Source organism: Actinokineospora auranticolor (assembly GCF_041897805.1).
GTDB classification, from domain to species: Bacteria; Actinomycetota; Actinomycetes; order Mycobacteriales; family Pseudonocardiaceae; genus Actinokineospora; species Actinokineospora auranticolor.
In genome coordinates this window covers 1,876,540-1,890,202 of the sequence record NZ_CP154825.1, presented here as the reverse complement: position 1 = coordinate 1,890,202, position 13,663 = coordinate 1,876,540, and the positions used below count along the sequence as shown (strand labels likewise).

At 72.3% G+C, this 13,663-nt stretch carries 11 protein-coding genes; 3 read left to right on the top strand and 8 right to left on the bottom strand.

Annotated features, from left to right (window positions below; all coding sequences use genetic code 11):
* Positions 1–106: 106 nt before the first annotated feature.
* The 3 genes from V5P93_RS08960 to V5P93_RS08950 form a co-directional block, all read right to left on the bottom strand.
* Positions 107–2,431 (bottom strand): [protein-PII] uridylyltransferase, encoded by a 2,325-nt coding sequence (locus V5P93_RS08960; RefSeq protein ID WP_219824138.1) that lies wholly within the window; start codon positions 2,429–2,431, stop codon positions 107–109.
* Positions 2,432–2,509: 78 nt separating this feature from the next.
* The gene (locus V5P93_RS08955) at positions 2,510–2,848 is read right to left on the bottom strand and encodes a P-II family nitrogen regulator (protein ID WP_104482052.1); all 339 of its coding nucleotides are present in this window, start codon (positions 2,846–2,848) and stop codon (positions 2,510–2,512) included.
* Between the two features lie 3 nt (positions 2,849–2,851).
* Positions 2,852–4,177, bottom strand: a complete 1,326-nt coding sequence (locus V5P93_RS08950; protein ID WP_181043785.1) for an ammonium transporter — start codon at positions 4,175–4,177, stop codon at positions 2,852–2,854.
* 205 nt (positions 4,178–4,382) lie between these two features.
* Here V5P93_RS08950 and V5P93_RS08945 point away from each other — a divergent pair, with 205 nt between their 5' ends.
* Positions 4,383–5,045: a (2Fe-2S)-binding protein gene (locus V5P93_RS08945; RefSeq protein WP_181043780.1), complete on the top strand. Its 663-nt coding sequence runs from the start codon at positions 4,383–4,385 to the stop codon at positions 5,043–5,045.
* Here V5P93_RS08945 and alc read toward each other — a convergent pair.
* From alc to V5P93_RS08925, 4 genes are all read right to left on the bottom strand, one after another.
* Positions 5,040–6,035, bottom strand: coding sequence for an allantoicase (alc, locus tag V5P93_RS08940; protein ID WP_104482072.1), 996 nt, complete (start codon positions 6,033–6,035; stop codon positions 5,040–5,042). The two genes, V5P93_RS08945 and alc, sit on opposite strands and share 6 nt — an antisense overlap.
* 152 nt (positions 6,036–6,187) lie before the next feature.
* Positions 6,188–7,243, bottom strand: coding sequence for an aldolase/citrate lyase family protein (locus V5P93_RS08935; protein WP_104482050.1), 1,056 nt, complete (start codon positions 7,241–7,243; stop codon positions 6,188–6,190).
* 85 nt (positions 7,244–7,328) lie between these two features.
* Positions 7,329–8,759, bottom strand: coding sequence for a signal recognition particle-docking protein FtsY (gene ftsY, locus V5P93_RS08930; RefSeq protein ID WP_104482049.1), 1,431 nt, complete (start codon positions 8,757–8,759; stop codon positions 7,329–7,331).
* Positions 8,760–8,818: 59 nt separating this feature from the next.
* Positions 8,819–10,075 (bottom strand): pentapeptide repeat-containing protein, encoded by a 1,257-nt coding sequence (locus tag V5P93_RS08925; RefSeq protein WP_181043779.1) that lies wholly within the window; start codon positions 10,073–10,075, stop codon positions 8,819–8,821.
* Between the two features lie 163 nt (positions 10,076–10,238).
* On the opposite strand from V5P93_RS08925, the gene V5P93_RS08920 reads away from it, so the two are divergent.
* Positions 10,239–11,753: a sodium:solute symporter gene (locus tag V5P93_RS08920; protein WP_104482047.1), complete on the top strand. Its 1,515-nt coding sequence runs from the start codon at positions 10,239–10,241 to the stop codon at positions 11,751–11,753.
* On the opposite strand, the gene V5P93_RS08915 is transcribed toward V5P93_RS08920, so the two are convergent.
* Complete coding sequence (locus tag V5P93_RS08915; RefSeq protein WP_181043778.1) at positions 11,754–12,704, bottom strand: GNAT family N-acetyltransferase; 951 nt, start codon at positions 12,702–12,704, stop codon at positions 11,754–11,756.
* A 420-nt stretch (positions 12,705–13,124) separates the two neighbouring features.
* Here V5P93_RS08915 and V5P93_RS08910 point away from each other — a divergent pair, with 420 nt between their 5' ends.
* Positions 13,125–13,637 (top strand): hypothetical protein, encoded by a 513-nt coding sequence (locus V5P93_RS08910; protein WP_104482046.1) that lies wholly within the window; start codon positions 13,125–13,127, stop codon positions 13,635–13,637.
* Positions 13,638–13,663 lie beyond the last annotated feature (26 nt).

The following is a 13,663-nucleotide window of genomic DNA, read 5'->3' as shown; positions in this document are numbered from 1 at the left end:
GGTCTCGCTCCCCTGTCCACCCTGCTCGGCGTGACAGGGGAAGTCTTTCGCGTCGGTGGTGGCCGCCACAGCGTGATGGCCCCCGGGTAGGGGTGCGTAGGACTACTCAAACCGCGCGCAGGACGGCTTGTTCGATCGTCGTGCGCCAGGTCGGGGCGGGGTCGGCGGCGAAGCTGAACGAGTCGACGGCCGAGCCGCCGAGGGTGGCCGCGCGGGCCCAGTTGATGTCCACGCCGAGCCGTTCGAGGGCGTCGGCGACGCTGTGCAGGAGGCCGAGCCGGTCGGCGGCGCGCAGTTCCAGGACGACGGCAGCCGGGTCGGGGCCGCCCGCCTCGTGGTCGAACCACAGCACGCGGGGCGCGGGGGCGTCGGCGGGGCGACCGCCGTAGTCGCGTTCCTTGGCGGCGAGTTTCTCGGCCAGGGGCAGGGAGCCGGAGGCGGCGCGGGTGAACTGCTCGCGCAGCAGTGCCGGGTCGGGCGGGGAGCCGAAGCGGGGGGTCACCGAGAAGACGCAGACGGCGGCGCCCGCGTGCGTGGCGACGGTGGCGGCGTGCACCTCGAGGGAGTTCAGCGCGAGGACGCCCGCCGCCCGGGAGAGCACGCCCGGCACGTCCTTGGCGACGAAGGTGGCGGTCGTGGTCCGGCCGGTGGCCTCGGCGTCGGACCGGTCGAGCGACACGGCCGGTGTGCCGGTGGCCGCGACCGCTTCGGCGAGGACCCGTTGGGGTTCGTCGAGCGGCACCGGGGCGGGGAGCGGGCCGCCCGCCATCGCGGTGCGGCAGTGGGCGACCAGGTCGGCGACGAGGCGGGCCTTCCAGTCGGTCCACACGCCGGGGCCGGTGGCCTGGGAGTCGGCCTCGGCGAGGGCGTGCAGGAGTTCGAGCAGCAGCGGGTCGCCGTCGAGGGTGTCGACGACCCGGTGCACGGTGGTCTCGTCGTCGATGTCGCGGCGGGTGGCGGTGTGCGGGAGCAGGAGGTGGTGGCGCACCATGGCGGCGAGCACCCGCACGTCCCCTGTGGACAGTCCGAGCCGCTGCCCGACCTGGGCGGCCAGCGCCGCGCCGACCACCGAGTGGTCCTGCTCGCGGCCCTTGCCGATGTCGTGCAGCAGGGCGCCGATGAGCAGGAGGTCGGGCCGCGACACCGAGGTCACGAGCCGGGCCGCGGTGACCGTGGTCCGGACCAGGTGCCGGTCGACGGTCCACACGTGCGCGGCGTCGCGCGGCGGGAGGTCGCGCACGGCACCCCACTCGGGGAACAGCCGCGCCCACAACCCCGTGCGGTCCAGGGCCTCCACCACGTCGGTGAGTCCCTCGCCCGCGCCGAGCAGGGCAACCAGGTCCTGCCGCACCTGCGCGGGCCACGGCTCCCGCGGTTCCGGTGCGGACTCCCCCAGCCGCGCCAGCGTGCCGGGCGCGATCGGGTACCCGCCGCGCGCCGCGGCGGCGGCGACCCGCAGCAGCAGCCCGGGATCCCGTCCCGGCTCGGCGTCCCGGGCCAGGGCGACCTCGACCCCGTGCAGCACAACGCCTTCGTCCAGCGGTCGGCGTCGGGGCGCGCGGCGGAGGAACCCGCCGCGGGGACCGTCGTCGGTGGTGGTCGAGCGGAGGGCGACGTCGAGGGCGTAGGCGACGGTCCGGCCCGCGCCGGAGAGGGCGCGGGCGAGGGTGAAGCGGTCGGCGAGGCCGATGGCGGCGGCGACCTCGTCGCCGTCCTGGGGGCGGAGGGTGTCGCGGGGCTTGCGGGCCAGGCGGCGGAGTTCGGTGCGGGTGTCGAGCAGGAGCGTGCGCGCGGCGGCCACCTCGCCGGTCGGGCGGTCGACGAGGTGGGCCAGGGCCAGGGCGTCGAGGATCGTCAGGTCGCGCAGGCCGCCGCGGCCGTGCTTGAGGTCGGGTTCGACCCAGTGCGCCACCTCGCCCGCCCGCGCCCACCGGGTCCGCACCGACTCGGCCACCTCGGCGAGCCGCCCGCGGGCCCCGGCCCGCCACCGCTCGCGCGCCAACGCGGCCAGCCGGGCGCCGACCTCGACGTCACCCGCGATGTGCCGGACGTCGAGCAGCCCCAACGCGGTGCGCAGGTCCTTGGCCGCGACGGTCAGCGCCTCGCCGACGGTCCGCACGGAGTGGTCGAGCCCGATCCCGGCGTCCCACAGCGGGTACCAGAGCCGGTCGGCCAGCTCCGCCACCGGCCGCTTGCCCTCGTGCACCAGGAGCAGGTCCAGGTCGGCGAACGGCACCAGTTCCCGCCGCCCCAGACCGCCGACGGCGACCAGCGCCACCCCGGACCCGCGACCGCCGACGCCCGCCCGCGTCGCGTGCGCCACGAGCCAGAACTCGTGCAGGTCGACGAGCGCCTCCCGGAGCACGGCCGCGCCGAGCCGGTCGGCGCGGCCGGATCCCGGGGCCAGCAGGCGGTCCCGGGCCCGGCGCAGGTCCGCGGTGCAGTCCCGCGGCCCGCCGGGGGTCGGGTCCTCGGCGGGCAGCGGGTGTCGGGGGGTGGGTGGCACCGGTCAGATCGCGTCCGTGCCGCGTTCCCCCGTGCGGACTCTCACCACGGTCTCGACCGGGGTGACCCAGACCTTGCCGTCACCGATCTTGCCGGTGCGCGCGGACTCGGTGATCGCGCTGACCACCTTGTCCACACTGGACTCCTCGGTCAGCACCTCGACCCGGATCTTGGGCACGAAGTCCACCGAGTACTCCGCGCCGCGGTAGACCTCGGTGTGGCCCTTCTGCCTGCCGTAGCCCTGCACCTCGCTGACGGTCATGCCCAGCACGCCCAGCTGCTCCAGGGACGCCTTCACGTCGTCCAGCGTGAACGGCTTGATGATCGCGGTGACCAGCTTCATTCCTCAGTCCTCCTTGGCCGCGCCGGTGGTGACCTTCTTGGCGAGCGCGTCGGCCGTGCGGCCGATCGACGAGCCGCCGCCGCGCAGGCTGGAGAACTCGTAGCCGCTCTCGGCGTGCTCGGCCTCGTCGATGCCGGCGCGCTCGGCCTCGTCGGAGACGCGGAAACCGATCGTCTTCTTGATCGCGAAGCCGATCAGCAGCGTCAGGACGAAGGAGTAGGCCATGACCACCAGCGCCGCCACGGCCTGCTTGCCCAGCAGGTCCAAGCCGCCACCGTAGAGCAGGCCGTCCTTGCCCGCGGCGTTCACCTCGGTGCTGGCGAACAGCCCGATCAGCAGCGTGCCGACCAGGCCGCCGACCAGGTGCACGCCGACCACGTCGAGCGAGTCGTCGAACCCGAGCCGGTACTTCAGGCCCACCGCCAGCGCGCACAGCGCGCCCGCCACGAGCCCGATCGCCAGCGCGCCGAGCGGGGTCACGTAGCCGCAGGCGGGGGTGATCGCGACCAGCCCGGCCACGGCCCCGGACGCGGCGCCGAGGGTGGTGGGCTTGCCGTCGCGGATCTGCTCCACGACCAGCCAGCTCAGCACCGCGGCGGCGGTGGCGGCCGTGGTGGTGAGGAACGCGACGCCCGCCAGGTCGCCCGCGGCCAGCGCCGAGCCCGCGTTGAAGCCGTACCAGCCGAACCACAGCAGTCCCGCGCCGAGGATCACGAACGGCAGGTTGTGCGGCCGCATGGGTTCGCGCGGCCAGCCCTTGCGCTTGCCCAGCACCAGCGCCAGGGCCAGGCCCGCGGCGCCTGCGTTGATGTGCACGGCCGTGCCACCGGCGAAGTCCAGCGCGCCGAGCTTGTTGGCGATCCAGCCGCCGACGAACTCCACCCCGGTGAAGCCGTTGAAGTTGAACACCCAGTGCGCCACCGGGAAGTAGACGATGGTGACCCACACCGCGATGAACAGCGTCCAGGACCAGAACTTGGCGCGGTCGGCGATGGCGCCGGAGATCAGCGCGGCGGTGATGATCGCGAACATCAGCTGGAACACGATGAACACCAGGTGCGGGATCTGGTGGCCGTCCACCCACGGCGCGCCCGCGTCCTTCGGCGCGGTGCCCACGAGCTGGCCGACGACGCCCTTGAGCCCGGCGAAGTCGAGCCCGCCGAGCAGGCCGCCGCCCACGTCGTCGCCGAAGGCGAGGCTGTAGCCGTAGAGCACCCACAGCACCGTCACCACGGCGAGCGCGATGAAGCTCATCATCAGCATGTTGAGCACGCTCTTGGCCCGCACCATGCCGCCGTAGAAGAAGGCGAGGCCGGGGGTCATGAGCATCACCAGTGCCGCGCTCACCAGCACCCAGGCTGTGTCTCCTGTGTTCACATCATCCTCCCGCGAACCGGCCCACCCGTGAACCGTCTAGTTGCCGGGAAGCATCGGGTCGAGCTGTTTCACCGGATCGCGTCGCGGGTTTCGCGCCGGTGAACTAGCGACCCCCGGGTGTTACGGCCAGGTAACCTGTGCTGGGACGGGGGTGGGCATGACCGACGCGCGGGGCGTGTACTCGATCTTGGACCGCAAGCTGCCGCACCACGCGGGTTCGGCGACCGCCGGTCTCGTCCCGGTCCCGGTTTCGCAGGTCGGCGACGAGACCTGGCTCACCGCGCAGATCACCGCGGCGGCCCGGATGTACCGCTGCGACGACCGGAAGACCCTCGGCGTGCTGTGGTGGTACTCGGCCAGTTCGGTGCTGCTCGCGCCGACCGTGGAGTCACTCGTCGTCACCTCCCACGCGCTTTCCCCCTCCCGGGTGACGCTCTACCTCCACCCGGACGGGCGACTCCTGGCCGCGCGATCGGACACCACCACCCCCACGCCCGGGGACGACCTCCGCGAAACCCTCGACACCGCCATCACCGCGATCGCCAAGCGCACCGGCGCAGCACCACGCGCCCTGTGGGCCATCGCCACCGACTCGCTCGCCAACCGGGCCCTCTGGGCGGGCGGCACACCGGAGCGCGCCAAGAGCATCGCGGCCGAGGTCAAGGAACTGCCCGTGCCGCGGTTCGTTCAGGTCAACGGCCGCGACTACGTTCGGCGCGGTTCCTGTTGCCTGATCTATGAAGCCGCTACGAGTCCGAAGTGCGTGTCCTGTCCGCGTCAACTCCCCGAAGAGCGGATCGCGCGGCTAAGAACCCTATGACTCCGCGAAAACGCGGTGGAACTCCGCTTCGCCGACCGGCGTAAGAGCCCCGTGCAACCGCAAGCGGGCCATGCCGCCGTCCGGGTAGATGTCCAGCCGCACATGGGTTGTGGGCTCGGTTTCCCGTAGGGCGAACCTATGGCGCGTGTCGGGCTGCAGGCGCGTGCGGTCGAGCAGGGTGAACCACTCGCCCGCACCCGCGCGGCCGCTCAGCGTCGCCCACCCCGGCGCGTTGCCGGTGAAGTGCGTGGTGTCCAGCTCCGCGAAGCGGATCACGCCCTCGGCCGCCAACCGCACGATCACCCAGTCGTTGTCGGTGTCGCGGCGGCGCGCGGTCTCCCAGCCCTCGCCCATCACCGAGGCCGGTCCGGGGGAGATCAGGTTGTTGGGCGTGGAGTAGAACATGTTGCTGCACGCCACGATCCGGCCGCCGAGCCCCAGCGCGGCGAGGTCGAGCCCGTTCGGGTCCACCAGCGCCGGGTCGGCGACCGGGTCGCCGTGCACGCGCAACCGGGCCACGCCGCCGTCGGGGTGCAGGGTGAGCCGGACGTGCGTGAAGCGGCGGGTGTTGTCGACGTCGTAGGCGTTGCGGGTGTCGCCGCGCAGCGCGCAGTGGTCGACCAGGACGGTCCAGTCCTCGGCCAGCAGCTCGTCCGGGCTCGGGTAGCCGGAGACCGCGCACGCCGACACCGTGCAGGCGGGCGGGTAGTTGCCGGTGAAGTGGGTCGTGTCGACGATGACGCCGCGCACCACCCCGGGCAGCCCCAGCCGCACGATCGCGTGGTCGTCGCCCGGTTCCCGCCTGCGCCGGGTCTCCCAGCCGTCGAAGACCTGCCCGCGGTGGCTGAAGGTGGCGGGCCGGTACTGGGGCTCGGCGGCCAGGATCAGGTTCTCGCGGGGCGCGAACGTCTCGTCGTTGGACCACACGACCGCGCCCGCGAATCGCCGCGACGCCAGGTCCGGCAAGGTCGCCCATGACGGCGGCGTCACGCCCGCCCCCACATCACGTCCACAGTGCACTCCTCGGCCAGGTGGGTCGCCGACCACGATATCGATCCGGCTGCCCGCCAGCCCGCAGGCGAGTGTCCCCGGATCGGGCGAACCCGCCCGCCGCTACGGGCGGGGTAAGCCATGCGGGTCGCTCACTGCTCCACCAACCCGTAGCGGGCGGCCGGGAGGCGCAGTGCCGTGGTCTCCAGCCCGCACTGGGTCTGGACGGCGGCGTAGCGGGTGACCAGCTGGGCCGGGTGCACGTCCCAGCCGCGCGGGAAGCCGTGCGCCTGGGCGCGGCGGACCTGCGCGTAGTGCGCGCGCCAGCCGGACTCGACGGCGTCGCCGAACGGGAGCAGGTCGGCCGAGCCGTCGGAGAGCCAGACGCCGGTGCCCGCCGCGCCGACCTGCAGGGTGTGGCGGGCGTAGTCGCAGGCGGGGTGGTCCGGTGCCGGGGTGAGGCCGCAGGCGACGGCGTAGTCGTGCGCGGCGAAGTGCAGGCCGACGACCCGGCCCTCACCCGCCGCGACCAGCCCGGGGACGGCGACGCGGCCCTCGTGGTCGATCACCGCGTCGGGGGACTCGACCTGGATCTCGAACCGCAGCTCGCCGTCGGGGAGGCCGAGGCGGCGCTCCAGGACCTCCAGCACCTGCACCAGCACGCGGACCTGGGTGCGACCGGTGACCCCGGGGAAGGTCAGCGCGGGGGCGCGGCCCAGGGCGGTGACCACGAGGTCGAGCGTGCGGACCGAGCGCCGGTACCGCTCGGGGGTGTCGAACGGCCCGATCCGGATGCCCGCGCTGGGCAGCGACCAGACCTCCAGGAGCGCGGCGGCGCGCAGGGCCTCGGCGTCCTCGGTGTCGTGGGCGCGGTAGCCGACGGCGAAGTCCAGGCGCAGGTCCTCGACCGGTTCGTCGGCGAGCTTGGCCCGCACCTCCGCGTACACGGCGGACGCCAGGTCCGGGGGCAGGCCGATGATCCCGGCGAGGGCCGCCGCGTCCGGGGCGTGCCGGTCGAGGGCGGCCAGCGCCAGGGCGCCCCACCACGCGGGCAGGTCCTCGGTGGCCTGGTCCGCGGGCACCAGGCAGGTGTGCACCGGGAGCCGCCCACCCGACGGGCCGGGGAGGCGGCGGGCGCGTTCGGCGTCGAACTGGGCCAGTTCGGCGGCGAGCCCGGCGAGCAACGCTCCGTCCAGGGTTGTGCGCATGTTCGTCCACCGCCTGATCAGCAGATCCCGATCGTGACGAGCCGTGAGCAATTCGTCAGTTTATGGCGCGGACGGGCGGTCGGCATTACCCCAAAAGAGCGTCCACGAACGCGGTTGGGTCGAAGGGGGCCAGGTCGTCGGCGCCCTCGCCGAGTCCGACGAGCTTGACCGGCACGCCCAGCTCGCGCTGGACCTGGAAGACGATGCCGCCCTTGGCGGTGCCGTCGAGCTTGGTCAGCACGATGCCGGTGACGTCCACGACCTCGCCGAACACCCGCGCCTGGGTGAGGCCGTTCTGGCCGGTGGTGGCGTCGAGGACGAGCAGCACCTCGTCGACCTTGCCCTGCTTCTCGACCACCCGCTTGACCTTGCCCAGTTCGTCCATCAGGCCGGTCTTGGTGTGCAGCCTGCCCGCGGTGTCGACCAGGACGGTGTCCACGCCGGTGTCGCGGCCGAGCTTGACCGCGTCGAACGCGACGGCCGCCGGGTCGGCCCCCTCCTTGCCGCGCTGCACCCGGGCGCCGACCCGGTCGGCCCAGGTCTGCAGCTGGTCGGCGGCGGCGGCGCGGAAGGTGTCGGCGGCGCCGAGCACGACGGTGCGGCCGTCGGCGACGAGGACGCGGGCGAGCTTGCCGGTGGTGGTGGTCTTGCCGGTGCCGTTGACGCCGACGACGAGGACGACGGCGGGCTGGCGGGTGTCGCCGTCGCCGTGCGGGAGGGCGTGGACGGCGCGGTCCATGTCGGGGCGCAGCGCGTCGACGAGGACCTCGCGGAGCAGGGCGCGGGCCTGCTCGGGGGTGCGGACGCCGCGGGCGATGAGTTCGGTGCGCAGCTTGTCGACGATCTCCTGGGTGGTGGTCGCGCCCAGGTCGGCGAGCAGGAGGGTGTCCTCGACGTCGGTCCAGGAGTCCTCGTCGAGGTCGCCCGCGCCGAGGAGGCCGAGCAGGCCCTGCCCGAAGGCGGACCGGGAGCGGGCGAGGCGTCCCCGCAGCCGCTCCAACCGCCCGGCCGTCGGCGCGATCTCCTCGACGGCGTCCGGCTTCGCCTGCTCGACCTTGGCTGCCTGTTCAACCGGCACCTGCTCGACCGGCGCCTGCTGGACCGGGATGGCGGCGGTGTCGGGCTCGTCCTGCACCGGCAGCCGATCGGTCACCGGCTCCGGCTGGACGGGGATCGTGTCGGTCGGCGGCTCCACGACCGCGTCGGGCAACTCGACGTCGACCAGCGTCCGCTTCTCGGAGTCCCGAGGCACCGACGCGTCGTCCCCGACCCCGGGCTGCCCGTCGACCTCGGTCCGCTCCCCCGCCGGATGCGCGGGCGCTTTCTGCTGACCACCGGGCGCGAGGCTGATCCCACTGCCCGCCTGGTAGCCCCCCTTGGCAGGCCGCTCCTCGACAGCGGGCTTGTCCTTCTCCAGCGTGATCCGCTTGCGCTTGGCCACCACGAACCCGGTGACCAGCGCGGCGACCAGCACCACGAGAACGACGACGAGAACCACGATCAGGGTGTTCGACACGGCGCCATCCTCGCATCCCACCCGTCAGGACCGCCGAACACCGCGCAACCCGGAGACGATCACGCCCCGCTCACGTACGACTCCAACTCGGACGGCACACCGTGCTCGAACCGAGCGCCCCCGAAATCCGTCCACGGCGAGGGAGTGGACGAGTCGACCCGCCGCGCACGAGGCAGGGCCACCCGGTCGAACTCGGCGTGCTCGGCGAAATAGGCCTTCCCGAAGTCGACATCCCCTCGGAACCTCACACCGTTGAACAGAGCGGCACCGGCGAAACCGACCTCGCCGAACCAGGCGATCCCGGTGAAGGTCGCGCCATCGAACCTCGCGATCGTGGCGAAACGGGTCACCGCGAAACTCACGGTCGCAGTGACCCGCGCCTCATCGAACCAGGCGGGACCGGCAAACCTCGCGCCGCCGAACCAGGCTGGACCGGCGAAACCGACCCCGTTGAACCTGGCCGCGCCCGCGAAACTCGCGTCGTTGAACCATGTGGTCCCTCCGAACCCTGCCCCGCTGAACCGAGCGATCCCGGTGAAGGTCGCCCTGCTCAGGTGGGCCGTGCCGGCGATCATCGCGTCATCGAACCGGGTAGTCCCGATGAAGGTCGCGTCACTGAACCGAGCCGTTCGGATTCGGCAGCCAGCGAGGCCGAAGCTGATGAGGGTGGCGTTGGTGAGGTCGAGGTCGATGTCGCGCCAGAACGTCGGCAGCGGAGTGTCCGGATCGTCGCCGGGGACCAAGTGGTTTCTGAGGATGCGCTGGGCCGTCAACCGGACCTCCCGCTCCTGCAACAGTCCCCGGTGCCCAGCCAACTTCTCCTCGTCCTCCGGCGGGTCGCCGGGCACGGTGTAGGGCATGCGGAGGTAGGCGCACAGCACGTTCACGATCGTCTGGCGTTGTTCCACGTGGTCTTGGGCCAGTCGCTCCAAGGCGTACAGGCCGCCCAGACGGACCGGGGCCTTGTCGGAGCCGAGTTGTTCCACCGCTTTGGTGTAGAGGTCCGTGACGCGCCTGGCTTCGGCGTCGTGTTGGGTGGCCAAGGCCGTTTCGCGTTGGAGTTCCTGGTCCTGCTGCTTCTGGACCAGCGCGATCTCGGTGGAGTGCTGGCGGCGCCACGCCAGGTACAGGGCGAACAACCCACCTCCGCCCAAGCCGATGCTCAGGCCGGTGCGCAAGGCATCCAGGCGAGCCTGGCTCGGGTCGGCCAACCACAGCCAAACCACCACCCCCGCCGTCGCCGCCGCGATGGCGGTCGCCACCCAGGCGATCAGCTTCCTCGGCAACGGGGCGATCAGGGGCGGGGTGTCCGGCACGTGGTGATCATCGCAGCCGAACGGGTTGAGTTTCCGCCGGTTGATCACGATCGGGGGCGGGGTGCTTGTCCGGCGGGCGGCGGTGCAATAGACCACACTCCCGAGGGCAGTGCCGGTCGGGGTGGCCTGCATACGGCAACCGCGGGACAACCGGGGGTACATCGTGCGCGTGCTCGACCTCGCCATCGTCGTGGTCTTCCTGGTGGGGATGCCGCTGTTGGGGGTGCTGATCGGGGGCAGGCAGCGGTCGGCGGCGGACTACTTCGTGGGCGAGGGCAAGATCTCGTGGTGGGTGGCGTGCCTGTCCGTGGTGTCCGCCGAGACCTCGACGCTGACCGTGCTGAGTGTGCCGACGGTCGCCTACCTCGGCGCCTTCACCTATCTGCAACTGGCGATCGGGTACGTCATCGGCCGGATCGTCGTCGCCACGGTCCTGCTCCCCCGCTACGCCGCAGGCCGCATGACCACCGCCTACAACTACCTCGGTGAGCGGTTCGGCGCCGGTCTGCAGGGCACCGCCTCCGTCACCTTCCTCGTCACCCGCCTGCTCGCCGACGGCGTCCGGCTGTTCGCCACCGCCATCCCGATCAAGGTGGTGCTGGCCGCCTACGGGATTTCCGCCCAGTACTGGCAGATCGTCGCCGTGCTGGGGCTGGCGATGGTGGCGTACACGTTCTTCGGCGGCGTCCGGGCGGTGGTCTGGGTCGACGCGATCCAGATGCTCTGGTACGTCATCGGCGGGGTGGCCGTGATCGTCGTGTTGGCCGGTCGGTTACCGCAGGGGTGGTTCGCGGCCGCGGTCGACGCGGGCAAGACGCAGTTGCTCGACTTCGGCGCGGCGCCGTTGAGCAACCAGTACGCCTTCGTCACCGCCGTGCTCGGCGGCGCCGTCCTCTCCATGGCGTCGCACGGCGCCGACCAGCTCATCGTGCAGCGCCTCATGGCCTGCAACGACCTGCGCGCCGCCCGCAAGGCGCTCGTCGCCAGCGGTGTCGTCGTCTTCCTCCAGTTCGCGCTGTTCCTGGTCATCGGCACCATGCTCTGGTCCTTCTACCGGGGCCTCGACCCGGTGCGCGACCTCCACCTGGGCACGGCCGACGAGCTGTTCGCCTCCTTCATCGTCACCGAACTGCCCAGCGGCCTGTCCGGCTTCGTCATCGCGGGCATCCTGGCCGCCGCGCTCAGCTCCTCCCTCGGCGCGCTGGCATCCTCGACGGTCAGCGACGTCCTCCAGAAGCTGCGCAAGCGCCCGCTGGACGACGCCGAGGCACTGCGCCTGGGTCGCGTGTGGACGGTCGTCTGGGCGGGTGTGCTGATCCTGTTCGCGTCGATGTTCACCACGACCAAGAACCCCATCGTGGAGACCGCGCTGGCGATCACCGGCTACACCTACGGCGCGCTGCTCGGCGCGTTCCTGCTCGGCCTGCTCGTCCGCCGCGCCCGGCAGGCGGACGCGGTGGTCGCGTTCGTGGTGACGGTGGCCGTGATGGCGTTCGTGATCCTGGGCCTCAAGTTCGACAAGGCGAGCGGCGGCTTCCTCGGCGTCGACTTCGCCAAGCCCGCGGGCACCTCGGTGGCGCTGGCCTTCCCCTGGTACACCCCGCTCGGGGTCGCGGTGACGCTGGCCGTCGGCGGGCTGCTGGCCCTGCGCCACCGCGACGCGGAGGTGAGCGCGTAGCTACCAGCCGACGACGGCGCCCGCCGCCGGTTCCTGCCGTCGGTACCCGACCAGTTCCAGGTGCAGGTCGAAGCCGAGCGCGGTGAACATCCGCTCCGAGGCGTCGTTGCCCAGGGCGATCACCGCCGCCGCCCGGCCGCGCGCGCCGTGCTCGGCGGCCAGCTCGCGCAGCAGCGCGCGGACCAGCGACCGGCCCGCGCCCGCCGAGCGCATGTTCGGGTCCACGGCGACGTAGTCAACGGAGAACTCCTCCTCTTGGATGAAGCCCGCCGCGTAGCCGATGAGCCCGTCGACACCGGTCAGCGTGACGACGGTATGGCCCCGCGCGCCCTCGACCAGCTGCCGCGCGGACACCGTGCGGTTGGGGAAACAGCGTTCGTGCAGGTCGCCGACCTGTCGTCGGACCAGGGGGTCTTTGCCGAGCCGCACCGGGCCGCACCCGGGTTCCTCGGCGAGGCCCACCAGCGCGGACCGCAGCGCGGCGCCGGTCAGGGTGAACACGCGGCTCGCCGACCCGGCCGCGAAGCCGTGGCGGGCGGCGAAGTCGCCGAGGCGCCGGTTGCGCCGGTGGCCGTAGAGCTCCAGGTCGGTGATCCCGGCCAGCGCGGGCGTGCGCAGGACCACGTCGAGCAGGTCGTCGGCGGTGTTGTGCCAGACCTGGCGCTCGGCCGGGTGGCCGTCGGGGACCTCGACGAACGGCCCGTACAGCCAGGCGCGGCCGACCTCGCGGTCGACGTCGACGCTGAGCACCGCGCGCACGACCCCGTCGCCGTCGACGCCGACCGCGGCGCCGGAAGCCCAGGTGGGGCGCACGGCGGCCAGTTCCGCGGTGATCTCCTCGACGGTGACGCCGTGGTAGCCGACGTGCTGTTCGGGCACGGCCTGCGCCCGCGCCAGCAGCGCGGTCGCCCCGGGCCGGTCGGCGGGTGTGGCGGCACGAATCGCATACATGTGCGGAATCGTCACCCCGCGACCCGGTCGAACGCGAACGTATTACTGACCGGTCGGTCCAACGCCGAGCGGTGCGCGCGACCACCGGGGACTTGATCGAGCAAGCTCCGGTTCGTCCGTCTCGCCCAAGAGGACAGTCCATCCGCGCAGCGCGACGACATCACCGCAGGTAGTGAGAAAGGACTCGATCGTCGCAACCGCACCTCAGGGGCACCGTGATGCACGTCGGCCACGGAAACGCTGGTACGCAATGACTGTCCGTGACTCAACCACAACAAAATGGTCGGGGAGGCGGGCAGTACTTGCGAAACGGTCGGATCAGACCATATTTTGTGCGACCCTCACCGCGTCCCGTATAGGCGGGACCACCGCATTCCCCCGAACGGTCCCCCAGCCGTTCGTCAGTGCAGAGAGGCCACTATGGCTAACTTCGACCCCAAGCGCGTGACCCCGATCGAGTGGGCGGGCATCGGCGCGGGCGTGCTCGCTTTCCTCGCCAGCTTCTTCCCCTGGTACTCCGTGTCCGTGACCGGCTTCGGCGGCATGGGCGTCAGCCAGGGCTGGTCCGCGTGGAGCATCGGCATCGGCGGCTGGCTGCCGGTCCTGCTGCTGGTCGCCGCGGGTGTGCTGGTCTTCCTGCCGCACGTGGGCACCTCGGTCCCGAACCTCACCCTGCTCTGGCTCGGTTTCGCCGCCGCCGCCGTGGTGATCATCATCATCCGCTGGCTGACCCTGTCCAGCAGCGCGGGCCTCGGCTCGTTCAGCGACTCGGTGAGCGACGGTGCCGGTTTCGGCCTCTACATCGGCCTGCTCGCGGCCATCGCCTCCGCGGTGGCGGCCTTCCTGACCTTCCAGGCGAGCAAGAAGCCCACCGCCGGTCCGCAGGGCGGCTACCCGCAGCAGCCCGGTGGCTACCCGCCGCCCGCCGCGTAACCGATCGGCGTAGTCAACCGATGATC